Raw genomic sequence first — 26959 nt, forward strand, 5'->3', positions numbered from 1 at the left:
ATGCTGGGCAGGCGGGACGACATAAGGGCGTTTCTCAATAAACGGCCCGACAGTGTTCTGATCGAAGTCACTGATGTGAAAGGTTCTGCACCGCGCGATGCAGGTGCCTGGATGCTTGTCGCACGAGACATGATTTTCCGCACTATCGGCGGTGGCCAGCTCGAATATATGGCGATTGACCATGCCCGCAAAATCCTGGCTGGCGGTAGAGATTCCCCGATGGATGTCCCACTTGGCCCGGAAATTGGCCAATGCTGCGGTGGCCGCGTGGGCTTAAGCTTCCGGCGGGTTAACCGAGGATTGGCTGAGGACCTTGTTGCCAAAGTTGATGCCGAAATCGCCACCCGCCCGCATATCTATGTTTTTGGTGCTGGCCATGTGGGCGATGCTTTGGCCTATTCGCTATCGCTGACACCTGTACGGGTTATTCTGGTGGATACGCGTGAAGCGGAGCTTATGGCAGTGGATGCTCCAGGCGTCGAAACCTGTCTTGCTGCTATGCCTGAACAGGTAGTGCGCTCGGCACCGCCCGGCAGCGCCTTCATCGTGCTGACCCATGACCATGCGCTTGATTTCCTGATCGTGGCAGAGGCTTTACAGCGCGACGATGCTCTCTATATCGGCATGATCGGCTCGAAGTCCAAAAAAGCCACTTTCAAAAATTGGTTGAAACGCGAAATCGGTAGCGATGATTTATTTGAAAATCTCGTCTGTCCGGTTGGTGGCTCAGTCGTGAAAGACAAGCGCCCGGAAGTCATTGCCGCATTGGCTGCGGCAGAAGTTTTAACCGCTGTGCTCGTTTCCAGTAAAGTTTTACAGCCCGCCTAATTCAATTGATCAGGCGGGCGTTATTTACAGTATTTCCAGCAAAAGTGCGAAGCGGTTGTGTGTTGGATAATGCGATAAAAGCAAAGAGTAGAGCGACCTTTGTGCGCCCAAAAGGGCGCACGGCGCTTTAAGCCAGTGCTTCGCGGATCAAGCGCTGGCAGCGTTCCGTCATGAAATCGATAATCAGGCGGACCTTCGGGTCCTGAAATCGCTTGTGCGGATAGATCGCAGCAAGCTGGATCGACGCTGGCGGTGTGCTCTCAAGAATTGGCACGAGCCTCCCATCGCGGATATATTCCTTCACCTCAAACAGCGGTTTGTTGATGATTCCGCGTCCACCAAGCGCCCATTGCGTCAATACGTCGCCATCATCGGAGTCATAAGGACCAGTGACTTCGAACTTACGCAGACCTTCCGGCGTTTGCAGCGACCAGTAAAACTCTTTGGAGCCGGGAAACCGCAGCAGAAGGCAATCATATTTGTCGCCCAAAAGCTCTTCCGGCGACTGTGGCGTGCCATGCTTTTCCAGATATTCAGGTGCAGCACAGATCACACGTTCGCAGTTAAGAATACCGCGCATCCGCAAGTTGGAATTTTCCAGAACGCCTAATTTGAAAGCAACATCAACGCTTTCGCTCATGATATCGATCTCATGGTCAGATAGTCGCAGGCGCACTTCGATGTCCGGATATTTGTCGTGAAACTCCGGAATTCCCGATGCGATAAGCCTCCGACCCAGTCCCAGAGGTGCTGTAATGCGAATCGAACCTTTGGGATTCTTGGCAAGTTCGGCGACGGCTGCTTCGGCTTCATCCACTGCTTCGAGGATCTTTAAAGCACCATCATAAAATATGCGGCCATGCTCGGTTGGCGTCAGTTTGCGTGTCGTTCTGTTGAAGAGACGCACACCAAGATGCTTCTCCAACTCCTTGATTCGATTACTTGCAACAGCTGGCGAAGCGCGCTGGTCACGGCCTGCTGCTGACAAATTCCCCAATTCGACAACGCGCACAAAAACGCGCAGATTATCAAGATAAGACATGCGTCCCCTCCACGATTGTCTAGATTTTTTTGAAAGTGATGGTCGTGTTGTGACGTTCCCATTGGTGCAAAGCTTTGGCACATAATAAAGTAACGAACAATGGGGCCGCCGCATTGGGCCAAAAATCAATAATGGATTTTTGGAAAACATGATGCGGCAACAAAACAAGACAGAGTGTCCTTTATGCGTCCTTCTGGACGCGACGCGCTCTGAGAATGGGAGTACCGGATGTATGATCTTGCCGTGGCCTGGGACTGGCTGGGCTTCGCAGTGCGGTGGCTACACGTCATCACCGCGATTGCGTGGATCGGCTCGTCTTTCTATTTCATCGCGCTGGACTTAGGACTTCGCCAGCGTCCGGGCTTGCCCGTCGGCGCTTATGGCGAAGAATGGCAGGTCCATGGTGGTGGCTTCTATCATATCCAGAAATATCTGGTTGCCCCCGCCGAGATGCCAGAGCATCTGACATGGTTCAAATGGGAATCCTACGCCACATGGCTGTCGGGCTTCACTTTGCTCTGCATCGTCTATTATGCGGGCGCCGATCTCTATCTGGTTGATCCGAATGTGCTCGATGTATCGGCGCCGACGGCAATCGCTATTTCGATCGCTTCGCTGGCGTTTGGCTGGATCGCCTATAACACCATCTGCAAGCTGATGCTCGGCAAGAGCGATACGCTTCTGATGGTCATTCTCTACTGCATTCTGGTGGTGATGGCCTGGGGCTATACGCATCTGTTTACGGGTCGTGCAGCTTTCCTGCATCTGGGAGCTTTTACCGCGACAATCATGTCTGCCAACGTGTTCATGGTCATCATTCCGAACCAGAAAATCGTGGTGGCCGATCTGATTGCCGGTCGCAAGCCAGATCCGAAATACGGCAAGATCGCCAAGCAGCGCTCGACGCATAACAACTATCTGACGCTGCCGGTTCTGTTCTTGATGCTGTCGAACCACTATCCGCTGGCCTTCGGAACCGAATTCAACTGGATCATCGCATCGCTGGTGTTCCTGATGGGTGTCACGATCCGCCACTGGTTCAACACCCAGCACGCTCGCAAGGGTAGCCCGACCTGGACATGGCTGGTGACGGTTATCCTGTTCATTATCATCATGTGGCTGTCGACCGTGCCGAAAATTCTGACCGGAGAGCCGGAAGAACAAAAGGTTTCATCGCTACAGCAGACTTTCATCTCGGACCCGCACTTTGAAAAAGTGCGGGATACTGTTCTGGGACGTTGTGCGATGTGCCACGCCAAAGAGCCAGGTTGGGAAGGCATCATCGTGCCGCCAAAAGGTGTGGTTCTTGAAACAGATAAAGATATCGCGGCCCATGCGCGCGAAATCTATTTGCAGGCTGGACGTTCCCATGCCATGCCGCCTGCCAACGTCACCGGGGTAAGTAATGAGGAGCGCAAGCTGCTCGCTTCCTGGTATGAATCCGCGACTTCTGGAGCAAAATAACAATGACCAAACTTCTCATCCGTGGCCGCGTGCTGACTTTTCGTGAAGAACCGCAGAGTCTGGATGATGCTCAATCCTATCGATATATCGAAGACGGTGCCGTGCTTGTCGAAAATGGCCGCATTGCGCGCCTGGGCGACTATGCCGATGTCAGCGCTGAAGCAGGCCATGACGTGCAAGTTGCCGACCATCGCCCGCATCTTATTCTGCCGGGTTTCATCGATACTCACATCCATTATCCGCAGACGCAGGTTGTCGCGTCCTATGCGGCCAATCTCCTTGAATGGCTCAACACCTATACATTCGTGGCAGAGCAGAAATTCGCCGATGAGCAGCACGCGGAATTTATCGCTGAGCGCTTTCTGGACGAATTGATCCGCCATGGCACTACCACCGCCGTCGCTTATTGCTCGGTACACCCGCAGAGCGTCGATGCCTATTTCCGCGCGTCGCAGCATCGCAATATGCGTATGCTTGGCGGTAAGGTGATGATGGATCGCAATGCGCCGCCAGCACTCTGTGATACAGCTCAATCGGGATATGATGATAGCAAGCAGCTGATCGCCCGCTGGCATGGCAAAGATCGACTTGATTATGTGATCACGCCGCGTTTTGCGATCACATCAACGCCTGAGCAGCTGGAAGCCAGTCAGGTTCTGGCACGCGAGCATCCTGAATGCTTCATCCAGACACATCTTTCGGAAAATCACGAAGAGATTGAGTTCACAAAATCGCTTTACCCGGATGCGCCTGATTATCTCGGCATTTATGAGCATTATGGTTTGTTGGGTAGCAAGACCTTGCTTGGCCATTCCATCCATCTAGAAGAGCGCGAAGTGAAGGTGATGGCAGAGACCGGCTCGATTGCCGTCTTCTGCCCGACCTCAAACCTGTTTCTGGGTTCTGGCCTGTTCGACCGTGATCGCCTTAAAGCATCGGGCGTACGTATGTCTGTTGCCACTGATGTCGGCGGCGGCACCAGCTTCTCGATGCTGCGCACGATGGATGAGGGCTACAAGGTACTGCAATTGCGTGGAAGCCGCCTCAACCCTTTCCAGTCATTCTACATGATGACACTCGGCAACGCCCGCGCGCTGTCGATGGAAGACAAGATCGGCACGCTCGACGAGGGCACAGAAGCCGATATTGTGGTGCTGGATTCAGCTGCCACATCGCCGATGCGGCTGCGCATGGCCGCAGGCGCCACGCTCGAGCAGGAGTTATTCCTGTTGCAAACGGTTGGCGATGATCGCGCGATTGTCGAAACCTATGTGGCAGGCAAGCCGTTGAAGGCTGAGCTTTCTTAAAGAATCTCAGGAGGAGGGAGAGGGAGGGCCCGCGGCGGAGAAATCTGCTGCGGGTTCTTCTGCTTTTACAACTCTTCCGGTCGCTTGCCACCCATGGTGCGGGTCAGCTCATCGGCTGTCGAGCGGATCAGTGGACCGAGTTCGTCAAGCTTTTGTCGGGGCAGGCGCACCGCAGGTCCGGAGACAGAAATGCCAGCAATCGCTTCGCCATATTCGTTGAAAATGGGCGCCGCGATGCAGCACATGCCGAGCGTATGTTCTTCGTCGTCAATCGACCAGCCGCGCGTGCGGGTTGCCTGAATGTCTTTCAGCAATGCCGGTAAGGTGTCGAGTGTGCGCTGCGTGAAATGTTCAAGCGTTCTGCCAGAGAGCGTGCGCGCGATTTCCGTGTCCGACCATGTGGACAAAACTGCCTTGCCGATACCCGAGGCGTGGATTGGACCGCGACGACCCGGGCGGAAGAAGGCGCGCATCGGCGCATGGCTTTCAATCTGCGAAATGAACACGACGTCACCGCCGTCCTCAATGCCGATATTCGCGGTTTCGCCGCTCGTTTCCATCAATGATTTAAGATAAGGCCGCGCCAGCGTGCCGAGCTTTCGGAAGCGGCGAAAAGCGTTGCCAATCTCGAAAGCCTTGACGCCAATGGTCCAGTCACCGGTTTCCACATCATGCGAAACCATGCCGTGATTGGCGAGCGATGAGAGAAGCCGATGAACGGTCGAAGGAGCCATGCCACTGGCATCGGCGAGGTCGGTTAATGTCGAGCCGTCATTCTCGGCAATGAGCGCCAGAAGCCTGAGACTGCGATCTAAAACCTGAACGGATGAGGGCACGGCATTCTCCGCTGCCTTGCGGCCACGCTTTGCTTTTGCCTGTTCCATATGCCGCCTCCGATTCCCTGTTCTTTCATCACTACCCCATGATCGTAATCTCGGGAAGTGCGCGGCGATTATCTCCATTCCGTTGAAAATCTTTATTTCCATATAATGGTATGAATTTCCATTTTTATAGAATAACTTTTAATTATGGATTAGCTTTCCGCTGGAGGAGATTAACATGGCCAGAATGCGTGCAGTCGATGCAGCCGTACTTGTGCTGGAAAAAGAAGGGATCAATTGCGCATTCGGTGTGCCGGGCGCTGCGATCAACCCATTTTATTCGGCCATGAAGGCACGGGGTTCCATCCGTCACATTCTTGCGCGACACGTTGAAGGCGCTTCGCACATGGCGGAAGGCTACACCCGCGCAAAGCATGGCAATATAGGCCTGTGCATCGGAACGTCCGGCCCGGCTGGTACAGACATGATTACCGGCCTTTATTCGGCCTCTGCCGATTCAATTCCAATCCTCTGCGTTACAGGCCAAGCCCCCCGCGCGCGTCTCGACAAAGAGGATTTTCAGGCAGTCGATATTGCCAAGATCGCGGCCCCCGTTACCAAATGGGCGGTCACGGTTATGGAGCCAGCACTGGTGCCTTTTGTTTTCCAGAAGGCTTTTCATATCATGAAGTCGGGTCGTCCCGGCCCGGTGCTGATCGATCTGCCGATCGATGTCCAGCTCGCCGAAATCGAGTTTGACATCGATACCTATCAGCCGATGGAAGCATATAAGCCCTCAGCCACCCGCGCACAGGCCGAAAAGGCCATCGCGATGTTGAACGACGCGGAACATCCGTTAATCGTTGCAGGCGGCGGCATCATCAACGCCGATGCTTCCGATCTTCTGGTTGAATTTGCTGAAATCACCGGCATTCCGGTTATCCCGACCCTGATGGGCTGGGGCGTCATCCCTGATGACCACCGCCTGATGGCGGGCATGTGCGGCCTTCAAACCTCGCATCGTTATGGCAATGCAACGCTACTGGCCTCCGACATGGTGATCGGCATCGGAAACCGCTGGGCAAACCGTCATACCGGCAATGTCGATACCTATAAAAAGGATCGCAAATTTATCCATGTCGATATCGAACCAACCCAGATCGGCCGCGTTTTCGCACCGGATTTCGGGATTGTTTCGGATGCTGGCAAAGCCCTGAAACTGCTGCTGGATGTCGCCACCGAATGGAAGTCCGCAGGCAAACTGCGTGACTGGTCAGGCTGGGCGCAGGAATGTGGTGAGCGCAAGAAAACCATGTTGCGCAAGACGCATTTCGATCAGACGCCACTAAAGCCGCAGCGTGTTTATGAGGAAATGAACAAGGCATTTGGCCGCGACACTTGTTATGTCACGACCATTGGTCTGAGCCAGATTGCCGGCGCGCAGTTCCTGCATGTTTATCGCCCACGCAACTGGATCAATTGTGGTCAGGCAGGCCCCTTGGGCTGGACATTGCCAGCAGCACTCGGGGTTCGCGCGGCCGACCCTGATCGTCCGATTGTTGCACTATCCGGCGATTATGATTTCCAGTTCATGATTGAGGAACTGGCGGTCGGCGCACAGCACAAGCTGCCTTACATTCATGTCGTCGTGAACAATTCCTATCTCGGCCTGATCCGTCAGGCGCAGCGCGGCTTTAATATGGATTTCGAGGTCAGTCTTGCCTTCGATAACATCAATGCATCGGGTGATGCGGAAAAGGGTTACGGCGTCGATCATGTAGCGGTTGCCGAAGGCCTCGGCTGTAAGGCGATCCGCGTTCGAAGCCCGAACCAGTTCGCGGAAGGGTTCGAACAGGCAAAGGCGCTGATGGAAGAGCATCAGGTGCCGGTCGTTCTCGAGTTCATCCTTGAGCGTGTCACCAATATTTCCATGGGCGCCGATATCGATCAGGTGGTCGAGTTCGAAGAACTGGCCGAGCGTGGCGAAGATGCGCCAACGGCGATTGCCATGCTGCTGGATTAAAAATGAGCAATTGCAGGAAAACTGTGAAGCGGTTTTCCGTTTGCAATTGCGTAGAAAAATAGAGGAGGCGGAAATGCCAAGATTTGCAGCCAATCTCACCATGCTTTTCAACGAAGTGCCGTTTATGGATCGCTTCGCTCTGGCCGCCAAAGCCGGTTTCACAGGGGTGGAATATCTCTTCCCCTATGACTTCAATCGCCATGAGCTGAAAGCCGCACTCGCCAAGCACAATCTGGCACAGGTGTTGCACAATCTGCCTGCGGGCAACTGGGGTGGGGGCGAGCGCGGTATCGCGGTTCTGCCGGATCGTATCGATGAATTCCGCCGCGGCGTCGCCGACGCGATTGACTATGCGACAGCGCTTAACTGTTCGCAGGTCAATTGCCTTGCAGGCATTGCCCCTCAAGGCGTTGACCCGGATGTGTTACGCGCAACCTTCGTCAGCAATCTCAGGCTTGCTGCAAAGGAACTTGGCAAGCACGGCATTCGCCTGCTGATCGAGCCGATCAATCACTATGATATTCCGGGCTTTTATCTCAATACGGTCGAACAGGCGGTGTCGATCATCGATGAGGTGGGCAGCAACAATCTGTTCATTCAATATGATCTTTATCACCAGCAGCGCACGCGTGGCGAACTGATTGCCACTTATGAACGCTACAAGCCGCTGATTGCCCACGTTCAGCTAGCCGATAATCCGGGCCGCAACGAACCGGGCACCGGCGAAATCAACTATCCATATGTGTTCGAAGCGTTGAAAAATGCTGGCTACAAGGGCTGGATCGGTTGCGAATATAAGCCAAAGACAACCACCGAGGAAGGACTTGGCTGGTTCAAACAGGATGAAGCCGAACGGCTTACCGCATAGGGGGAACGGTTATGACAAATATAGGTTTTATCGGGCTTGGCATCATGGGCAAGCCAATGGCGCAGCATTTGCAAAATGCAGGCCATCAGCTCTTTACTTCAAAGCACACACAACCGCCGCACAAGGATTTGCTCGATGCAGGGCTGAGCGTTCTTGAAACGCCAAAGGCAGTCGCAGCCGAATGCGAGACAATCATTCTCATGTTGCCGGATACGCCACAGGTAGCGGACGTTCTGTTTAGCGAAAATGGCGTTGCCGAAGGTTTGGGCAAAGGCAAGACGCTGATCGATATGAGTTCGATTTCGCCGATTGAAACCAAGGAGTTTGCAAAGAAAGTCCGCGCAACCGGTGCCGAATATATCGATGCGCCAGTATCGGGCGGCGAGGTTGGCGCGAAGAATGCCAGCCTTTCCATCATGGCAGGCGGTGCGCAGGATGCTTTTGACAAGGCGCTGCCACTGTTGAAACTCATGGGCAAAAACATCACGCTTGTTGGTGATTGCGGCGACGGCCAGACAACCAAGGTCGCCAATCAGATTATTGTCGCGCTGAATATTGAAGCCGTAGCCGAAGCGCTGGTCTTCGCGTCCAAAGCGGGGGCTGATCCAGCCAAGGTGCGAGAGGCACTGATGGGTGGGTTCGCGTCATCGCGCATTCTGGAGGTGCATGGCGAACGCATGATCAAGCGCACATTCGATCCGGGTTTCCGAATTTCGCTGCACCAGAAGGATTTGAACCTTGCATTGCAGGGCGCAAAGGCTCTCGGCGTTTCGCTTCCTAACACCGCAACCGCTCAGGAATTGTTCAATTCCTGTGCAGCACATGGCGATGATGGTCTCGATCATTCGGGACTGGTGCGCGCGCTGGAGCGCATGGCGAACCATGATGTTGCCTAGTCCCCAAGTTTGATTTCTCTGGAGGGGAGAGGGTGGAGCTGGTTATCTGGAGGGAGATGGCCGGCTCCATTGCTTTTATATGCGCAGCACGAAATAGTGCTGCTTATCGCTTTCTTACGCGCATCTTATCCGAAAACCGTTTCACACTTTTCGGGATGCGCTCTAAAAACAATAATCAATGTCGGGAATCTCATGACTGCTATCACCGATCCGAAGAAGTTTCTGACCAGTCTGTTCGATGCAGCGGTTGCGGCTGCTGATCCCGAACTGGTTATCCGCGCCAATCTGCCTGCCAAGCCCAAGGGCCGGACGATTGTGATTGGTGCAGGCAAAGGGTCGGCACAGATGGCAGCCGCTTTCGAACGCGCATGGGCAGAGCGGCATGAGGGCGAGGACGCACCAATCGAAGGCATTGTCGTCACGCGCTATGGCTATGGCGCACCTTGCAAAACTATCGAGATCATTGAAGCATCGCACCCGGTTCCGGATGATGCCGGGCTTGCGGCCTCAAAACGGCTGTTCGATGCTGTGTCCAACCTCACCGAAGATGATCTTGTTGTGGCGCTTATTTCTGGTGGTGGTTCTGCTTTGCTGCCATCGCCGCCTGAAGGTCTGACGCTCGCCGACGAAATTGCGGTCAACAAAGCTTTGCTTGCTTCTGGTGCGCCAATTTCGGCCATGAATGCGGTGCGAAAACATCTGTCGACCATTAAAGGCGGGAGGCTGGCAGCGCACGCACATCCGGCAAAAGTCTTCTCGCTGGTGGTTTCCGATATTCCCGGCGACAATCCTGCCTTTGTCGCTTCCGGTCCGACCGTGCCTGATGCAACGTCTCGCGATGACGCGCTGAAAATTATCGAACGTTACAAGCTTGAACTTCCCGATGCCGTGCTCGCGCATATCAAAAGCGAGAAGGCTCATGCACCGAAGCCCGACGACAAGATCTTTGCCGATAACGAAGTGCGGGTGATTGCGTCCGCTGCTGTTTCGCTGGAAGCAGCCGTCAAAGAAGCCGAGCGTCATGGGGTCGAGGCGGTAATCCTGTCCGATTCAATGGAAGGTGAAGCACGCGAAGTAGCGCATGTTCATGCAGCGATCGCGCGTGAAGTGGCGGATCGTGATCGCCCGTTCAAAAAACCGATTGTGCTGCTTTCCGGTGGCGAGACTACTGTGACCATCCGCGCCAAAGGCGGCAAGGGTGGCCGCAACAGCGAGTTTCTGCTGTCCTTTGCGCTTGATATTGATGGCTATGCAAATATTTACGCACTGGCGGCTGATACGGATGGCATCGATGGTTCGGAAGACAATGCAGGCGCGTTTGCAGATGGCACGACCGTTTCGCGGCTGCAAAAGGCTGGTGAAGATGGCGCGGCGCGGCTTAACGCCAATGATGCATGGAGCGCATTTGATGCAATCGGCGATCTGTTCATGCCGGGGCCAACCGGCACCAATGTCAACGATCTCAGAGCTATTTTGATAACGGGCTAGCGCTCAAGCAAAGGGGAAGGGGTGTTAAGTTATAACGACTCATAATCCGCAATCGCGATTCTGTTATAACGATTCATCCTTCTTTGCGGGAAAGCGGTCGTCATCGATCAGAATGCGGTTGGCGGCGCCGTCGAGGTCGTCATACTGACCATTTTTCAGCGACCATAGAAAGCCTGCGAGGCCTAGAACACCCAGGCCAAGCGCAATAGGAATCAGGAAAAGCAGTCCGCTCATTTGTGCGCTTCCTTGAGAACAACAGCAGGTGCGACAGTGGTTTGCGCCTGCTGTTTTTGTTTTCCTGCCCTTAGCCGCATGGCGTTGCTGACAACCACAATAGAGGATAGCGACATCGAAAGTGCAGCCACCAATGGTGTCACATAACCAAAAATCGCAATCGGCACCGCAATGATATTATAGCCGATGGAAAGCGCAAAGTTCTGGCTGATTAACCGGCCTGCTTCTTTTGACACGGCAAAAGCCAGCGGCACGGCAGCGAGGCTTTCGCGCAGGAATACGAAATCGGCAGCGTTACGGCCAATATCGGCAGCGGTTGCCGGCGCCATGGAAACATGGGCCGCAACAAGGGCAGGCGCATCGTTCAAGCCGTCGCCGACCATCAGTACTTTACGACCATTGCTGGTCAGTTCCTGCACAAGCTGTGACTTGTCTGCAGGCAGAACTTCGCCGCGATAAGTATCGACACCAAGATAACCGGCAAGCTTTTGCACGGCGGGCTGTTTATCGCCGGAAATGATTTCCAGCTTCAAGCCATTGCGTTTCAGCGCACCGATGGCGCTCGCTGCATCTTCGCGCGGCTGATCTTCAAAGCGGAAAGTTTGAACCAGCTTGCCATCGATGGAGAGGCAGGTTTCAGGACCATCGGAAGCAGCCGCATTCGCATCGCTGTCCGCCCATTCGCGCTTGCCAAGCCGATAGATCGTGCCGTTCAGCTCGGCTTCAATGCCAGCGCCCGGAATTTCCTCAATTCGGGTGAAGGCAGTCATTGGCTTTGCGCCTGAAAACAGCGCAAGCGCCCGCGAAAGCGGATGGCGCGAATAAAGCGAAAGTTCGGACGCGATCTCGAGATTGTTCGGGTTTATCGCATCAAGATCGATCAGGCGGGGCTGACCAAGTGTCAGCGTGCCTGTCTTGTCGAATACGGCCGTGTCGATTTCGGCCATGCGTTCCATGGCAGAGCCGTCCTTGATCATGATGCCGTTTTCAAACAGGCGACGGGCTGCCACCACCTGAACGATTGGCACCGCAAGCGCCAATGCACAGGGGCAGGTGATGATGAGCGTGCAGATCGCAATATAGATCGAGCGATACCAGTCGCCGCCGGTATAGATCATCCAACCGACAAAGGCCGCAAAGGCAATCGTATGCACCATCGGCACATAGAGTTCGGATGCCCGGTCAGCGAGACGGCGATAAAAAGCGCGACCGCCTTCGGCAACGTCCATCAGACGCACCATTTCAGCAAGAAACGAATCCTTGGCTTCAGCGGTTGCGCGAATGACGAGCGGGGCGGAGAGGTTCATGGTTCCCGCACGAATATCCGAGCCGGGACCGACTGGAACCGCATCGCTTTCGCCTGATGCAATCGCGCAATCAAGCTCTGAACGACCGTCTTCGACTTTTGCGTCCACAGGCACACGTTCGCCTGCGGCAAGGATGATCCGCATTCCGGGACGGATTTCATTGACCGGCAGATAGTTGCGCTCGTCATTGTCGCCGATCACCACGGCACCACGCGGGCTTAATTGTGCCAAACCACGCACGGCGGAGCGTGCGCGTGCGCGCATCAGATAATCGAGCGTGCGGCCAATCAGCAGGAAGAACAACAGCGAGACAGAAGCGTCGAAATAGGCGTGCTGGCCATGGTTCATCGTCTCATAAACGCTCATGCCGAAGGCAAGCGAAATGGCGAGTGCAATCGGCACATCCATGTTCACGCGACGGGTGCGAAGCGCATTCCAGGCTGAAACATAGAAAATCCGGCCCGAGTAAATCAGGGTCGGCAGTGCGATCAGGCCGGAAATCCAGTGAAACATATCGCGGGTAGCAGCATCCGCACCCGACCAGACCGCAACCGACAACAGCATCACATTGCTCGACGCAAAGGCTGCAACACCAAGCGCGATCAACAGCCGCGTGAAGGTCGGATCTTTGTCCTGCACCATATCGAAAATATGCGCTTCATAACCGAGACGGCGCAGCGGATCGACAACATCAGGCGGTGTCTCTCCATCCTTCCAGCGGATGGTAACGCGACGTGCTGTCAGGTTGACGCGGACATAGGCAACACCGCTGATTTTGCCGAGCGCATCTTCGATTGTCTTGATGCAAAGCCCACAATGAACACCGGGAACCGAGAGATCAAGCTGGCGCTGGCCGTCACCGAGCGCACGACTTGCGACCTGCATTTCATCTGGCGAAATGGCCTGAATGACGGTGGCGATCTGTGCATTTTCTACGCAGCAACTCATAAGATCCTCCCGTCCTTCACCAGAACACGGATGATGTGGCGATAAGGGTCGTCGAGGCCGTAATCTTTACTGGCATCAGCATTGACTTCCATGATCCACGCGCCTTCGCCAAGCTCAAGCGGTGCTGTCAGAACACCTTCTTCCGCAACAGTGAGCGAGACTTTGGTGTCATGCACGTCGCCAACCGGTCGTTTGAAGTCGACGGTGCCGCCGGTCAAAGTAACGGCCTTGCCTTCACGGTCGGTCAGGCGCCATGTAAATACACCTTCTGCGAAGGTCGGCTGTGACTGCCATTGAAGCGCCGCCTGTTCTTTGCCGGTCTCGGCTTTGTCGTTGAACTCCTGACTTGCGACATAGGTGTTCTTGACAACAAGTCCGCTCCAGCTGCTGACGGCCTTGTAAGCCATCGTGACGTTGACGGCGATAATGACGCCGAAGAATGCAACCATGATGCCCAGCATGTGCCATCCGGTGAATGCGCCTGAAGTCTTCGTTTTCACTGACATTATCTGCCCTCCGGAGCCATGAAGGTTGCTTTGTAGCGCGCGTGTTCTGCGCCGTCCGCATCACGCACTTCGATTTCGTAATCCTTGCGGTTCTCGGTGATTGCGCTATGCGGCATGGTCACGAAAACGCGCAGAGTTTTCAGGCGATCCGGTTCGACCGGAATATCGTAATTGCCATCGGCATCGGGTGTCTCGTCCTGAACCGTAATTTCCGCCCCCGGCAAACCTTCGATCGAAAGCCGGAAAGTACGCGGAACCGGGATCATGTTAAGCAGCTTGACCGTATAACCGTTACGGATCGAACCATCGGACAACAACACATATTGCGGCGTCCGGTCGTGCAGCACATTGATGCCGATCCGCTGACGCATGGAAAGCGAGATCACCAGCGTCAGGCCGATCAGCGCCCAGACGATGAAGTAGAAAATACTGCGCGGGCGCAGCACTTTCTTCCAGGAAAGCTCCTGAACCTTATCCGAGAACGTATTCGGTGCTTTGTAGACGCGGGCAGGGTCAATTGTTGCAGTGCCATCATTGGTGGCAAGCGCCATATTGAAATTGTAATCGGCAAGCGTCGCATAGGAGATGAGGCCGCGTTCCTTGCCAACCTTGTCCATCACGCTGTCGCAGGCATCGATGCAAAGCGCACAGGTGATGCATTCGAGCTGCTGCCCGTCGCGAATATCGATACCCATCGGGCAGGCGGCAACGCAGGCGTTGCAATCCACGCAATCGCCCACGGTTTCGCCCGCGGCAATTGCCTTTTTGGAATGGCGTGAACGCGGTTCGCCGCGCCAGTCATTATAGGTGACGGTGAGCGAATTCTCATCGAGCATTGCTGCCTGAATACGTGGCCAGGGGCACATATAGGTGCAGACCTGTTCGCGCATCAGACCGCCGAAAATATAAGTCGTAGCGGTCAGGATCGCGACGGTCATATAGGCGACGGGCGCGGCATGGCCAGTCACAAAATCCATCAGCAGCGTTGGCGCATCGGCAAAATAGAAGATCCACGCACCACCCGTCAGAACGCCGATCAGCAGCCAGACCGCATGTTTGGTCACGCGCTTCCAAACCTTGTCGAAGCTCCATGGGGCCTTGTCGAGCTTCATGCGTGCATTGCGGTCGCCTTCGATGGCGCGCTCGACAACCAGATAGAGATCAACCCAGACGGTCTGCGGGCAGGTATAGCCGCACCATGCGCGACCCGCGACAGAGGTTACAAGAAACAGACCAAGGCCCGCCATGATAAGCAGGCCCGCCACGTAGTAGAATTCCTGTGGCCAGATTTCGATGAAGAAGAAATAGAAACGGCGATTGGCAAGGTCGATCAAGACCGCCTGATCCGGCGCATAAGGCCCGCGATCCCAGCGCAACCAAGGCGTCAGATAGTAGATCCCCAATGTGATGAGCATGACGAGCCACTTGAAGCGCCGGAACTGACCCTGAACGCGCTTCGGAAATATTTTCACCCGCGCCGCATAAAGCGACTGGCGGATCTTGGGGGAATTGACTGCCTGAACGTCTATCCGTTCGACATCATCTGACATTTGCCTTGCTCCTGAAGCATGGTGCCGGACAGACAGAAGCTGGCTTGCCGGTCATATCACGCTTGCAATGATTGAGAGCGGGGTGGTTATTCGCCGTCCGTTCTGATGCATTTCCAGTTCGGCTGGCCCTGCTTTTCCGTCTAAGCGGGGCCAGTTACTTTTATTCACGCACATCCCGAAAACCGGTTCCGACTTTTCGGGGTGTGCTTGTGTGTTATTCGCCACCACCAAGCGAGTGGACGAAGATTGCGAGCTGTTTAACCGTCGCATCACCAAGGCGCGCTTCCCAGGCAGGCATTACGCCATGCTTTGGATGAGAGACCTGGCGGGCAATGGCGTCTTCACCAGAACCATAGAACCAGATCGCGTCGGTGAGGTTTGGCGCGCCGAACTCGCGCATACCCTTGGCATCACCGCCATGACAGACCGCACAGTTTTCGCTGAAGACCTTCTGGCCTTCTGGGATCATAGCGGGATCATGGGGTGTACCGGAAAGGCTGACCACATAGGCTGCCACTTCACGCACCTGCTGTGGTTCGAGAACATCTGCAAAGGCAGGCATCTCGGAAACACGGGTTTCACTGTCGTCGGGCGAGCGAACCCCATGACGAATGGTCGTCAGAATGTCGTCAACCGAGCCACCCCACAGCCAATCGTCATCGTTCAGGTTCGGATAACCGGGCGCTCCCTGCGCACCAGAGCCATGGCACTGTACGCAATTGACGCGGAACGCTGCGGCACCGCCTGCAATCGCATATTGGCGCAGGTTTTCATCGGCCAGAATCTCATGCACATCCTTGGCCTTGATCTGGTCGATGATACCCTGACGACCGGCAGCAATCTCTGCGTTTTCCTTCCAGAAATCACCGCGACTCGACCAACCGATCAAGCCAGCCGTTGAGTTGGAAATCAGCGGCCATGCCGGATAGGCGATCACATAGGCAAGAGCCCAGACAATCGTTGCGTAGAAAGTCCACAGCCACCAGCGTGGCATTGGATTGTCAAGTTCCTTGATACCGTCCCATTCATGGCCGGTGGTCTCAACGCCACTGACTTCATCAATCTGTTTGTCAGTCATTTTTCTCGTCCTTGAATGGAATTTCTTTCGCTTCATCAGCCTTCTTTTTGCTTCCCGGACGGAAGGCAAAAAGAATGACGAAGACAAAGAAGAGAGCCATGGCAAGCAGGCCCCAGCTATCGGCGAAAGTGCGTAGGGTATTGTAATCCATCGCTAAATCTCCGCTTTATCTTGCTTTGGGGGACTGATCGTAGGTCGAGAAGTCAACGAGGGTGCCGAGCATCTGCAGATAGGCGATCAGCGCGTCCATCTCCGAAATGACCTGCGGGTTGCCGTCAAAATCGCCAAGGCGTGCCTTGGGATAACGACCCTCGATGCCGGACGTATCGGCGTTTGGATCGGCCTGTGCCTGAAGGTCAGCGAGTGCGTTGTCGACCATCTCCTGCGTGTAAGGAACGCCGACCGCCACATTGGCCTTCAGATTGGCTGCAATATTGTTGGCATCAAGCGGACGGTCCTTCAGGAAGGCATAGCTTGGCATGACCGATTCCGGCACCACGTCACGCGGGCGGATGAGGTGCTGTACGTGCCATTCATTGGAATAACGACCGCCAACGCGCGCAAGGTCAGGCCCTGTGCGTTTTGAGCCCCACTGGAACGAATGGTCGTACATGGATTCAGCCGCCAGAGAGTAGTGGCCGTAGCGCTCCACTTCATCGCGGAACGGACGGATCATCTGGCTGTGGCAGAGGTAGCAGCCTTCACGCACATAGATGTCGCGGCCCGCGAGTTCCAACGGTGAATAAGGACGCATCCCTTCCACCTTCTCGATAGTATTTTCGAGATAGAACAGTGGTGCGATTTCAACGATGCCACCGACCGTTACCACGGCAAGCGAAGCAATCAGCAGCAGCGTTGCATTTCTCTCCAGCTTGGAGTGTTTTTTGAGGATAGACATAAATCACACTCCTTATTCGGCTGGCTGCATTGTGGCGCCAGCAGCAGGCCGGGCACCGCCCATAGGGGCTTCTTTGCGCAGGTTGCCGCGAATGGTCTGATAGACGTTCCATGCCATGACCAGTCCACCGGCGAGGTAAAGCAGACCGCCTGCAGTACGGATCACGTAGTAAGGGAACATGGCGAGCACGGTTTCGGCGAAGGAATAGACGAGGAAACCCTGGTCGTCGTATTCGCGCCACATCAGACCCTGCTGGATACCTGCAACCCACATGGCGGCGGCGTAGAGCACGATGCCAAGTGTTGCGAGCCAGAAGTGCCAGTTGACCATGCGGATCGAGTAGAGGCGTTCACGGTCCCACAGCTTTGGTGTGAGGTAGTAAACGGCCGCAAAGGTAATCATGCCGTTCCAGCCCAGTGCACCCGCATGAACGTGACCAATGGTCCAGTCAGTGTAGTGGGAGAGCGAGTTGACCGCCTTGATAGACAGCATCGGACCTTCAAAGGTCGCCATGCCATAGAAGGCAATAGCTGCAACCATCAGACGGATGATCGGATCGGTACGAACCTTGTCCCATGCGCCAGAAAGCGTCATCAGACCGTTGATCATGCCACCCCAAGAAGGCATCCAGAGCATGATCGAGAACACCATGCCGAGCGTCTGTGCCCAATCGGGAACAGCGGTATAATGAAGATGGTGTGGGCCAGCCCAGATGTAGAGGAAGATGATCGACCAGAAGTGCACGATCGACAGGCGGTAGGAATAAACCGGACGCTCTGCCTGCTTGGGCACGAAGTAATACATCATCGCAAGGAATGGCACGGTCAGGAAGAACGCAACCGCATTATGTCCATACCACCACTGGGTCACGGCATCCTGCACGCCTGCGAAAGCCGAATAGCTCTTCACGCCGAGGAACGATACCGGGATCGCCAGATTGTTGATGATGTGCAACATGGCGATTGTGATGATGAAGGACAGGTAGAACCAGTTTGCCACATAGATATGCGGCTCTTTGCGCTTCAATACCGTGCCGAGGAAGACGACGAGATAGGCGACCCAGACGATGGTGAGCCAGATATCGACATACCATTCCGGTTCAGCATATTCGCGGCTCTGGGTAATCCCAAGCAGATAGCCGGTTGCAGCCATCACGATGAAAAGCTGATATCCCCAGAACACGAACCAGGCCAGATCGCCACCGATCAGGCGCGCGCGACAGGTGCGCTGCACGACATAGAACGACGAAGCGATCAGGATATTGCCGCCGAATGCAAAAACAACCGCTGAAGTGTGCAGCGGGCGCAGACGACCGAAGTTCAGATAGGGTTCAAAGTTGAGATCGGGGAAGGCAAGCTGGGCTGCGATAACCACACCGACCAGAAAGCCAACCACACCCCAGAAGACCGTTGCGATCACGCCGTAGCGGATCGGTCCGTCCATGTAAGTGGACTGATCGACCTTCTTTGGCGCAAGGCCGTAATCGGCATTGCGCATCAGCAAGATGGTGAAGATGGCGAGTGTAGCGAACAGAATCCACATATGGGTTCTGAACAACTCATCATGAGAAAATCCGGCCAGAAGCACAGCAAGAAGTGCTCCCAGACCAGACAGGACTGTTCCAGCGGCGTAGTTCATTTAATCCCCTCGCAGCGCAAGTCAGAAGCTGTCTGAGTAACGACAGCTATAGCGATGCCTTTCTATCGGCTCTCTACGAGAGGGTGTCATTGATCTAAATCAAAGAGCTCTAATCGGACCTGCGACGAATTGGGAGTTTTCCGGGAAATCAGGCGGTGTCAGTTTCCGGCACCAGATGGATCAGAACGTCCACTTTGCTGATCTTGTAGCCAGCAGGCGGGGTGGGCAGCGGGCCAATGCCGATATCGTCCGTTGCAATGTCGATGATCTGGTCTTCGTCGTGGATGTAGCATTGTGCGTGGTCGCCAGTATCCGTATCGAAATAGGTACGCTCGCCATGCAAGCTTATCTTACGGACAAGGCCCGCATCGGAAAATTGATTGAGCGTGTTGTAAACTGTTGCAACGGATAGCTTCTCGCCTAGCAGTAATGCTTCTTCATTCAGCATATCCGGGGTTACGTGACGGTGTTTCTCAGTGAAAAGCATACATCCTAACGCAATACGCTGACGGGTCGGGCGTAACCCGGCCCGTCTTAAAATCGCTTTGACTGCTGATGTCTGCTGCTTGGCCCATTCCTTGTCAGAACGAGGGACGGTTTCTGACAAGAGCTGCGCGGCTTTAGGCTCAGATCGAGGATTAAACAGCATGAACAGTCTCGGCTTCTTTAATCAAAAGCTATGTCTGAAATCTAAATGAATATTCTGACCTTAATTGCAAATGATTTGCAGTTGCATCATACGCCGAAAGCCTGCCCCGTCAACCTGCACAGGCGGGAATTTATGTCGCAGCCTGAGTGGGGATGATGAGGAGGGCGCGCAAGCCACCTTCAGAAGGATTATGAAGCTGCACTTCACCGCCCATACGCGTTGCCGCCATCTTCACGATGGCCAGACCCAGACCACTGCCATTTTCGGTTCTATTGGCGCCGCGATAAAAGCGCTCGGTCACATAAGCCATGTCTTCCGGCGGAATGCCGGGGCCATCATCCTCGACAGTGAAAACAACCTGATCATCAGCCTTTTCGAGACTGCATCGCACAGACCCGCCTTGAGGCGAATGATTGACGGCATTCTCGATCAGATTACGCATGGCAAGCGTGAAGAGGTGTGGATATTGCATCGTTACAAGCGGCAGATTGCCGGGCAGTTCGATCTTCACGCCCCGATGTGCGGCAAGCATACGCATGTCGGTCGAGATCGAAACAAGCAGCTGACAGGCTGGCTCCGGCGATGGTGGCTCCATTTCATCACCAGTCTCAAGGGCTGCAAGGTCCAGCAGCTGATTGACGAGACGGCTGGTGCGATCAACACCCGATGCAATTTGGCGTACTGCATTGAGGCGCATGGCGTCGTCTTTGGCACCCTCGGCGATCTGTGCCTGTGTCTTGAGGCCTGCAAGCGGCGTCTTCAATTCGTGTGCTGCAAAGATCGCAAAATTTCGCTCGCGTTCGCGGGCTTCTTCCACACGATGGAACAGATCATTCAAAGCCGAAACCACCGGGCTGATTTCGGAGGGTAACTTCTCTTCCGAAAGCGGTCGCAAATCCCGCGCATCGCGTTTGGATAAAGTGCCGGCGAGACTGCTCAACGGATCAAGCCCGCGACGGACGCAAAGCCAGATCAGGATAGCAAGAATTGGAAGTAGGAGCAGGGCAGGCAACACCACGCCCGTCACCACGTTTTGCACAAGCCGCTCTCGCACTGATAGGCTGTCGCCCACCATCACACGCAGCCCGAGCTTTGTATTCTCAACCGCAAACACCCGCCAGCGGTCGCCAGCGACAACTGTATCTGAAAAGCCATTGGCCACATCGGTCAGGCGTTCACCCGGTGCGCTTTCGGACCGTCCAACAAGTCTGCCGTCGATTGCCCAGATCTGGCAGAAAAGCTGGCGATCATAATGGGGAAAATCATCCATCGGCTTGAGTGAAAGCTGTCCGCCGTCGCCATCGGGATTAACCTCAACGCGCCGCTCGATCAAAAGCGAATTGACCATACGAGCCGCTTCCATGAGGCGCGCATCCAGCACTTTTTCAAGTCGCGATTGGGTACTCACATGAATCCAGATAACGGCGAACAACCAGACAAGACAGGTGATGCCGATCAGTATGCCGGTCAGGCGACTGCGAATGGAGTTCATGCTTGCTCCCTCGCAAGCCGGTAGCCGACACCGCGCACTGTCTCGATGAAGCCTGAACCAAGCTTGGATCGCAGATGATGGATATGCACCTCGACCGCGTTGCTTTCGACTTCTTCCTGCCAGCCATAAAGCGCTTCTTCAAGCGATGACTTGGAGATTGTCGCCGTTGGACGTTCCATTAAACTACGCAATATCGAAAACTCACGGCGGGTCAGGCGGAGCGGCTCGCCCTTGAACTGCACCGACATTTCAGCCGGATCGAGTTCCACGCCCTGCCATTCAAGCGTGCTACTTGCGCGCCCTGTGCCGCGCCGAGCAATGGCACGCACACGCGCTGCGAGCTCATGAAGATCGAACGGCTTGCCAACATAATCGTCAGCCCCGGCATCAAGTCCTGCGATACGTTCCGGCACCTGATCGCGCGCGGTCAGCAACAGAACTGGCGTATCATCGCGAGCCTGTCGCATGGATTTCAGAATGTCGAGACCGGAGCCATCCGGCAGCATGAGATCAAGCACAACCGCGTTGTAATTCTGGGCAGCAAGGGCGGCCTCGGCATCTCCACAGTTTGCAACGGCATCCACGGTGAATCCGGCTAATCCCAGACCCACGGAAAGCCCGTCGAGCAGGATTGCATCGTCTTCAACCACCAGAATGCGCATGTGTCTTCCTGTTTCCGCCTTGTTTCATCTGTAACCGGCTTCTCGCTTTGCCAGCTTAAGGCTGCCTTAAGGTGACGACAGCATTTGCTTTTTACAACCTAAACTATTTTGCACGAATCAAATTACCCGGAATAACCCGAATGCGCTTTTTCGCGATACTTGCTGCTTTTCTTATGTTTGCTCTTTCACCTGCGCTGGCTACAAACCCGCTGCCGGTTGATGATGCTTTTCGTCTAAGTGTTGCGAAGGATGGCGACAACCAGCTCCTGCTTAACTGGCAGATTTCCGACGGCTATTATCTCTATCGCGATCATATCGAAGCCAAAGATGCGAAAGGCGCAGCACTCACCGTTGATACGCAACCGGGTATTGCCAAGGATGATCCGAATTTCGGACGGCTCGAAGTCTATTACACGCGAGCAAGTGCCAGTGTTCCGGCGGGTAGCGAACCCATCCAGCTGACCTATCAGGGGTGTCAGGAAGACGGTATCTGCTATCGTCCTGAAACCCGCACAATTGATCCGGTAACGCTCGCCGTCAGCTCTCAGATGGGCAAAGCGTTTACGAACGGCTCCGTGTTCACCGCCGCATCAGCTCCTGCGGCTGAGAGCAAAGCTTTCGCGCTCGCCCCCGAAAAAGGCATGATCGAAAATCTTCTCGATCAGGGCGGTTCGGCACTGGTGATTGCAGCTTTCCTTGCTTTCGGTGTGCTGCTGGCCTTCACACCTTGCGTGTTTCCAATCTATCCGATTGTCGCAGGAACGCTGGCGCGGGAAGGCGAAAAACTGACGGCGAAACGCGGCTTCGTGCTTTCCAGTACTTATGTGTTCAGCCTCGCACTCGGGTTTGCTGTCGTCGGTGCAATTGCTGGCTGGTCAGGCCAGAATTTGCAAATGGTGCTGCAATCCAAATGGATGGCGCTTGCACTGGCTGGCATCTTCACATTGCTTGCTCTGTCGATGTTCGGCCTGTTCCAGCTACAGCTCCCATCCTCATGGGTCAGTGCAATCTCGGCTAAAACCGGCCAACGCACCGGTTCCAAGCGCTCTGCTGCAATCCTCGGCTTTTCCTCGGTGCTGATTGTCGGGCCATGTGTGACTGCACCTCTTGCTGGTGCGCTGCTCTATATCGCACAGACAGCCAACGTAGCACTCGGAGCCAGCGCGCTCTTCGCGCTTGGCATCGGCAAAGGTCTGCCGTTGATTGCTTTTGCGACGCTGGGTGCTGGCACCTTGCCGCGTGCAGGCGCGTGGATGGAAGCGGTCAAGCAGGTATTCGGCTTTGGTTTTCTCGCAACCGCGATTTTCATGGCTGCACCCTTGCTGCCATCGGGCGTGGATATGGTTTTATGGGCTTTGCTGCTGTTTGGTGTGGCGAGCTTCGCTTTCCTCAAAATCTCGGATCGCAGCGTGGTTGCGCGCACGATTGGTACTGCCGCCTTCGTTTATGGCGTTATTCTGATGCTCGGCGTTGCTTCCGGTGGTCGCGATCCATTGCAACCGCTGGCGGCATTGGTTAACCGTGACGTTAACCATAATTTGGCCGAGCTGCGATTCGCGCCGGTCGAAACGGTTTCTGCCCTTCAGGAAAAGCTGGATGCGGCGCGCGGCGATCAGCCGACGCTGGTCTATTTCACGGCAGATTGGTGCGTCAGCTGTTCCACTGTGGAGCGGCGCGTCCTGCCGGATGCAGGCGTGAAGAAAGCGCTGGGCGGATATCAGCTTATCAAGGCCGATGTCTCGGACCTGAATGCGGGCAATGCCGATCTCATGGCAAAGCTCAAAGTTGCAGGCCCGCCGACCATGGTTTTCTTCAACAATGCCAGCAAGGAACCTGAAGGTACACGCTTGGTTGGCGACGTTTCGTCGGCAACAATTGAACGTTCGGTCGGACTCATTAACGCCGGCCAGAAGCAAGGCTTTTAGGATTGATCATGGCTCGGGGACATTGGGGTTGGGGAAATTGACGACATATAATCAAATTGCAAAGGCAGCGCCGTCTCTGGCGCGGCTGATATTGATTGGCCTTATGCCTTTGGCAGTTGCGGCCTGTACTACGACATCCGACAGGCCTGTCGTTGTTAACATGCCCGAACCAGCGGTCGTCGCACCTGAGCCAGTGGCTGTTGCACCTGTCGTTGAGCCTCTACCGGAGCCGGAAGTTCAGACGGCAAAGAGCGAATATGAAGTGATGTACGGTGCTGTCACCGACGGCGGCAATCACATTGCAGCACTCGATCTCAGTAAAATTGCCGAACGCAATCTTCGCAAACAGGTCAATTATCAGACCAGCCACCCGGTCGGCACAATCATTGTCGATCCCTATACGCGCTATCTTTATCTCGTGCAGCCCGGTGGCAAGGCCATGCGCTATTCCGTTGGCGTGGGCCGTGCTGGCCTGACCTTCAGCGGCGAGGCGCAGGTTGCTTACAAGGCGCAATGGCCACGCTGGACACCAACGCAGAATATGATCAAGCGCAATCCTGATCATTATGCGAAATACGCCAATGGTCTGGAAGGCGGCATTCGCAATCCGCTCGGCGCGCGTGCGCTCTATCTTTATCGCGATGGCAAAGACACGCTTTATCGCATCCATGGCACCAACGAACCCTGGTCAATCGGCAAGGCTGCTTCGTCGGGCTGTATCCGTCTTTTCAATCAGGACATTCTCGATCTTCATAAACGCGTATCCAGTGGAAGCCGCGTTGTGGTCCTGAGCAAGACTCAATCTGCACAAGGAGAAAGCTGATGATGAACCGCCGCCAGATGCTCGCTACAACTGTAGCCGGTGCCGCAACGATTGCCATTTCTGGCGGCGAGAGCTTCGCCCAGCGTGTGCCGACAGTGGCCGATGTCCTTTATGACAAGGAAATCCCGGTCCTTGGTAATCCTAACGGCAACGTCACCATTGTGGAATATTTCGACTATCAGTGCCCTTACTGCAAAAAGGGCCATGCTGAGCTGATGCGCGTTGTTGAGAAAGACGGCAATGTGCGTCTGGTGCTCAAAGACTGGATCATTTTCGGTGACAATTCGGCCTATCCGGCGCGTCTGGTGCTGGCGGCAGAAAAGTCGGGAAATTACGTCAAGGCTATGGAAGCCATGATGCTGACGCCCGGTCGTCTGACCAAAGATCAGACCGATGCAGCCTTGAAGAAGGGTGGCCTTGATCCGAAGAAGCTTGAGGCCGATTACAAGGTGGATGCTGCGCGGATCGACGGCATTCTTGCGCGCAACATGGAGCAGGGCGAAGCGTTCAATTTTGGCGGTACGCCGTCCTTCGTTATCGGCACCCGGCTTTACGGAGGCGTGATGAACGAGCGGAGCCTGATCGACGCGATCAAGGAAGCGCGGAAGGCTTAAAGCGGTCGCAAAATTTGAAAGCAAGCAGCGGAGTGTTGTCAGTCTTGTTAAGCGTTAGCTTTCCTTCATAGTAAGAAGGATAACGGACATGAACCTGATGACACGCACGCTGACAAGCAACAATGACACTGATGAAAGCCGCTGGCTAAAAGTGCTGGCGCGCGACAAGGCATCAGATGGCGAATTCGTTTACGCTGTACGCACGACGGGCGTTTATTGCCGTCCATCGTGCCCGTCGCGGCGTGGCAAACGCGAAAATGTTCAGTTCTTTATGGTGGCCGAAGATGCAGAGCGGGCTGGCTTTCGCCCTTGTATGCGATGCAAGCCGCATGTCGATGTAACGCTTGATGCACAAAACAGTGCGCGCTATGCCGATATGGTTTCCGCCGCTTGCCGCTTCATCGAGAATGCCGATGAAGTTCCCGCGCTGGAAGACATTGCGCGAGCCGCAGGGGCAAGTCCGGCGCATTTCCATCGCATTTTCAAAAGCTTCACAGGGCTCACGCCTAAAGCCTATGTCGATGCGCATCGTGCAGAGAAAATGCGCGCCGCACTTAAATCCGGTGATAGCCGCGTGACGGATGCGATCTACGAAGCGGGTTACAATTCTTCCAGCCGCTTCTATGAAGCCTCAGATAAGATACTCGGCATGAAGCCAAAGGCTTTTAAATCTGGCGGTGAAAACGAAACCATCCGCTTTGCCATCGGACAATCCACACTTGGCGCCGTTCTGGTAGCGGAAAGCGGCAAGGGGGTCTGCGCCATTCTGATGGGCGATGATCCGCAGGAGCTGATTATCGATCTGGAAAAGCGGTTTCCGAAAGCGCAGCTCGTCGGTGCTGATCGCGACTTCGAGGATCACATTGCTCAGGTGATCGGCTTTGTTGAAAACCCAGGCATCGGATTCGATCTGCCGCTTGATTTGAGAGGCACCGCTTTCCAGCAGCGTGTCTGGCAAGCCTTGCGCGAAATCCCGCTTGGCAAAACTGTAAGCTATAGCGAACTCGCCGAGAGGATTGGTTTGCCAAAATCCACCAGAGCTGTGGCGCAGGCATGTGGTGCCAACAAGATTGCTGTTGCGGTTCCCTGCCATCGCGTTGTGCGCAATGATGGTGGCTTGTCCGGTTATCGCTGGGGCGTTGAACGCAAGCGGGATCTGATCGAAAGAGAGCGCCAGTCATGAAAGAGAAACTGGCCTCTTACGACTGGCAGAAAATTGCAGATGAGCTGGATCAATTCGGCACCGCAACATTGGACCAGCTCTTTTCCAAAGATCAATGCAGTGAGATCGTCGGTCTTTATGACGCGTCTGACGCCTTTCGCTCGACGATTTCAATGGCAAGACATGGTTTTGGGCGTGGTGAGTACAAGTATTTCGCCAACCCGCTGCCTGAAATCATCGGGGCATCCCGCAATGAATTGTATGGACGATTAAGTCCGATAGCCAATCGCTGGAGCGAACGTCTTAGAAGCGCGATGGAATATCCATCGAACCATGATGAGTATCTCGCAATGTGTCACGCTGCCGGGCAAACGCGCCCGACGCCACTGATCCTGCAATATGTCGAGGGCGATTATAATTGCCTGCATCAGGATCTTTACGGCGATCTGGCTTTTCCGCTTCAGGTGGCCGTGCTGTTGTCGCAGCCGGGCGAGGATTTTACGGGCGGTGAATTTGTGCTCACAGAACAGCGTCCGCGTATGCAAAGTAGGGCCGAAGTTGTGCCTTTAAGGCAGGGAGATGCTGTGATTTTTGCGGTAAACGACAGGCCAATTTGTGGTACGCGTGGCGATTATAAGGCGAAAATGCGGCACGGCGTCAGTCGTTTGCGCTCCGGCAAGCGTCATACGCTGGGCATTATATTTCATGATGCACGATAAGGGGTTGCAACGTTTCA

The 26959-nt window shown here is 54.9% G+C and carries 25 protein-coding genes; 12 read left to right on the plus strand and 13 right to left on the minus strand.

Going from position 1 to position 26959, the window contains the following annotated elements; translation table 11 throughout:
- Nucleotides 1-828: a xanthine dehydrogenase accessory protein XdhC gene (xdhC, locus tag KMS41_01720; GenBank protein ID QWK77991.1), complete on the plus strand. Its 828-nt coding sequence runs from the start codon at nucleotides 1-3 to the stop codon at nucleotides 826-828.
- 127 nt (nucleotides 829-955) lie between these two features.
- Here the strand turns inward: xdhC and KMS41_01725 are convergent, their stop codons facing one another.
- Nucleotides 956-1870 carry a LysR family transcriptional regulator gene (locus KMS41_01725; protein QWK77992.1) on the minus strand — a complete coding sequence of 305 codons (915 nt, stop codon included), beginning with the start codon at nucleotides 1868-1870 and terminating at the stop codon, nucleotides 956-958.
- Nucleotides 1871-2098: 228 nt separating this feature from the next.
- Between KMS41_01725 and KMS41_01730 the strand changes: the two genes are divergently transcribed.
- The gene (locus KMS41_01730) at nucleotides 2099-3334 is read left to right on the plus strand and encodes a urate hydroxylase PuuD (GenBank protein ID QWK77993.1); all 1236 of its coding nucleotides are present in this window, start codon (nucleotides 2099-2101) and stop codon (nucleotides 3332-3334) included.
- A 2-nt stretch (nucleotides 3335-3336) separates the two neighbouring features.
- Nucleotides 3337-4641, plus strand: a complete 1305-nt coding sequence (gene guaD, locus KMS41_01735; GenBank protein QWK77994.1) for a guanine deaminase — start codon at nucleotides 3337-3339, stop codon at nucleotides 4639-4641.
- A gap of 65 nt (nucleotides 4642-4706) precedes the next feature.
- Here guaD and KMS41_01740 read toward each other — a convergent pair whose 3' ends face one another.
- Entirely contained in the window at nucleotides 4707-5525 is an 819-nt protein-coding gene (locus KMS41_01740; protein ID QWK77995.1) for an IclR family transcriptional regulator, read from the minus strand.
- Nucleotides 5526-5700: 175 nt separating this feature from the next.
- On the opposite strand from KMS41_01740, the gene gcl reads away from it, so the two are divergent.
- The 4 genes from gcl (at nucleotide 5701) to KMS41_01760 (ending at nucleotide 10737) form a co-directional block, all read left to right on the plus strand.
- The gene (gcl, locus tag KMS41_01745) at nucleotides 5701-7485 is read left to right on the plus strand and encodes a glyoxylate carboligase (GenBank protein ID QWK77996.1); all 1785 of its coding nucleotides are present in this window, start codon (nucleotides 5701-5703) and stop codon (nucleotides 7483-7485) included.
- Between the two features lie 73 nt (nucleotides 7486-7558).
- Nucleotides 7559-8353: a hydroxypyruvate isomerase gene (gene hyi / locus KMS41_01750; protein ID QWK77997.1), complete on the plus strand. Its 795-nt coding sequence runs from the start codon at nucleotides 7559-7561 to the stop codon at nucleotides 8351-8353.
- A gap of 11 nt (nucleotides 8354-8364) precedes the next feature.
- Complete coding sequence (locus tag KMS41_01755) at nucleotides 8365-9249, plus strand: 2-hydroxy-3-oxopropionate reductase (protein ID QWK77998.1); 885 nt, start codon at nucleotides 8365-8367, stop codon at nucleotides 9247-9249.
- 192 nt (nucleotides 9250-9441) lie between these two features.
- A complete protein-coding gene (locus tag KMS41_01760; GenBank protein ID QWK77999.1) occupies nucleotides 9442-10737 on the plus strand; it encodes a glycerate kinase in 1296 nt (431 codons plus the stop codon).
- Between the two features lie 63 nt (nucleotides 10738-10800).
- Here KMS41_01760 and ccoS read toward each other — a convergent pair whose 3' ends face one another.
- From ccoS to KMS41_01815, 11 genes are all read right to left on the minus strand, one after another.
- On the minus strand, nucleotides 10801-10971 hold the full coding sequence (gene ccoS, locus KMS41_01765) for a cbb3-type cytochrome oxidase assembly protein CcoS (GenBank protein QWK78000.1): 171 nt from the start codon (nucleotides 10969-10971) through the stop codon (nucleotides 10801-10803).
- The gene (gene cadA / locus KMS41_01770; protein QWK78001.1) at nucleotides 10968-13226 is read right to left on the minus strand and encodes a cadmium-translocating P-type ATPase; all 2259 of its coding nucleotides are present in this window, start codon (nucleotides 13224-13226) and stop codon (nucleotides 10968-10970) included. Before cadA ends, ccoS begins: the two co-directional genes overlap by 4 nt.
- Nucleotides 13223-13732 (minus strand): FixH family protein, encoded by a 510-nt coding sequence (locus KMS41_01775; GenBank protein QWK78002.1) that lies wholly within the window; start codon nucleotides 13730-13732, stop codon nucleotides 13223-13225. Before KMS41_01775 ends, cadA begins: the two co-directional genes overlap by 4 nt.
- Entirely contained in the window at nucleotides 13732-15282 is a 1551-nt protein-coding gene (ccoG, locus tag KMS41_01780) for a cytochrome c oxidase accessory protein CcoG (protein ID QWK78003.1), read from the minus strand. The genes KMS41_01775 and ccoG overlap by 1 nt, the downstream gene beginning before the upstream one ends.
- A gap of 214 nt (nucleotides 15283-15496) precedes the next feature.
- Nucleotides 15497-16360 carry a cytochrome-c oxidase, cbb3-type subunit III gene (gene ccoP / locus KMS41_01785; protein ID QWK78004.1) on the minus strand — a complete coding sequence of 288 codons (864 nt, stop codon included), beginning with the start codon at nucleotides 16358-16360 and terminating at the stop codon, nucleotides 15497-15499.
- Nucleotides 16353-16511 (minus strand): CcoQ/FixQ family Cbb3-type cytochrome c oxidase assembly chaperone, encoded by a 159-nt coding sequence (locus tag KMS41_01790; protein ID QWK78005.1) that lies wholly within the window; start codon nucleotides 16509-16511, stop codon nucleotides 16353-16355. The genes ccoP and KMS41_01790 overlap by 8 nt, the downstream gene beginning before the upstream one ends.
- Before the next feature lie 15 nt (nucleotides 16512-16526).
- A complete protein-coding gene (ccoO, locus tag KMS41_01795) occupies nucleotides 16527-17258 on the minus strand; it encodes a cytochrome-c oxidase, cbb3-type subunit II (protein QWK78006.1) in 732 nt (243 codons plus the stop codon).
- Nucleotides 17259-17270: 12 nt separating this feature from the next.
- Complete coding sequence (ccoN, locus tag KMS41_01800) at nucleotides 17271-18896, minus strand: cytochrome-c oxidase, cbb3-type subunit I (GenBank protein ID QWK78007.1); 1626 nt, start codon at nucleotides 18894-18896, stop codon at nucleotides 17271-17273.
- Nucleotides 18897-19044: 148 nt separating this feature from the next.
- Nucleotides 19045-19503 (minus strand): transcriptional repressor, encoded by a 459-nt coding sequence (locus KMS41_01805; protein QWK78737.1) that lies wholly within the window; start codon nucleotides 19501-19503, stop codon nucleotides 19045-19047.
- Between the two features lie 172 nt (nucleotides 19504-19675).
- The gene (locus tag KMS41_01810; GenBank protein ID QWK78008.1) at nucleotides 19676-21037 is read right to left on the minus strand and encodes a sensor histidine kinase N-terminal domain-containing protein; all 1362 of its coding nucleotides are present in this window, start codon (nucleotides 21035-21037) and stop codon (nucleotides 19676-19678) included.
- Nucleotides 21034-21699 carry a response regulator gene (locus tag KMS41_01815; GenBank protein QWK78009.1) on the minus strand — a complete coding sequence of 222 codons (666 nt, stop codon included), beginning with the start codon at nucleotides 21697-21699 and terminating at the stop codon, nucleotides 21034-21036. Before KMS41_01815 ends, KMS41_01810 begins: the two co-directional genes overlap by 4 nt.
- 140 nt (nucleotides 21700-21839) lie before the next feature.
- Between KMS41_01815 and dsbD the strand changes: the two genes are divergently transcribed.
- From dsbD to KMS41_01840, 5 genes are all read left to right on the plus strand, one after another.
- Complete coding sequence (dsbD, locus tag KMS41_01820; GenBank protein QWK78010.1) at nucleotides 21840-23624, plus strand: protein-disulfide reductase DsbD; 1785 nt, start codon at nucleotides 21840-21842, stop codon at nucleotides 23622-23624.
- Between the two features lie 85 nt (nucleotides 23625-23709).
- Nucleotides 23710-24447, plus strand: a complete 738-nt coding sequence (locus KMS41_01825; GenBank protein ID QWK78738.1) for a L,D-transpeptidase — start codon at nucleotides 23710-23712, stop codon at nucleotides 24445-24447.
- Nucleotides 24447-25061 (plus strand): DsbA family protein, encoded by a 615-nt coding sequence (locus tag KMS41_01830; GenBank protein ID QWK78011.1) that lies wholly within the window; start codon nucleotides 24447-24449, stop codon nucleotides 25059-25061. The genes KMS41_01825 and KMS41_01830 overlap by 1 nt, the downstream gene beginning before the upstream one ends.
- 88 nt (nucleotides 25062-25149) lie before the next feature.
- Entirely contained in the window at nucleotides 25150-26244 is a 1095-nt protein-coding gene (ada, locus tag KMS41_01835) for a bifunctional DNA-binding transcriptional regulator/O6-methylguanine-DNA methyltransferase Ada (GenBank protein ID QWK78012.1), read from the plus strand.
- Nucleotides 26241-26942 (plus strand): 2OG-Fe(II) oxygenase, encoded by a 702-nt coding sequence (locus KMS41_01840; GenBank protein QWK78013.1) that lies wholly within the window; start codon nucleotides 26241-26243, stop codon nucleotides 26940-26942. The genes ada and KMS41_01840 overlap by 4 nt, the downstream gene beginning before the upstream one ends.
- The last annotated feature ends 17 nt before the right edge of the window (nucleotides 26943-26959 follow it).

The organism is Ochrobactrum sp. BTU1 (assembly GCA_018798825.1).
Lineage (GTDB): Bacteria > Pseudomonadota > Alphaproteobacteria > Rhizobiales > Rhizobiaceae > Brucella.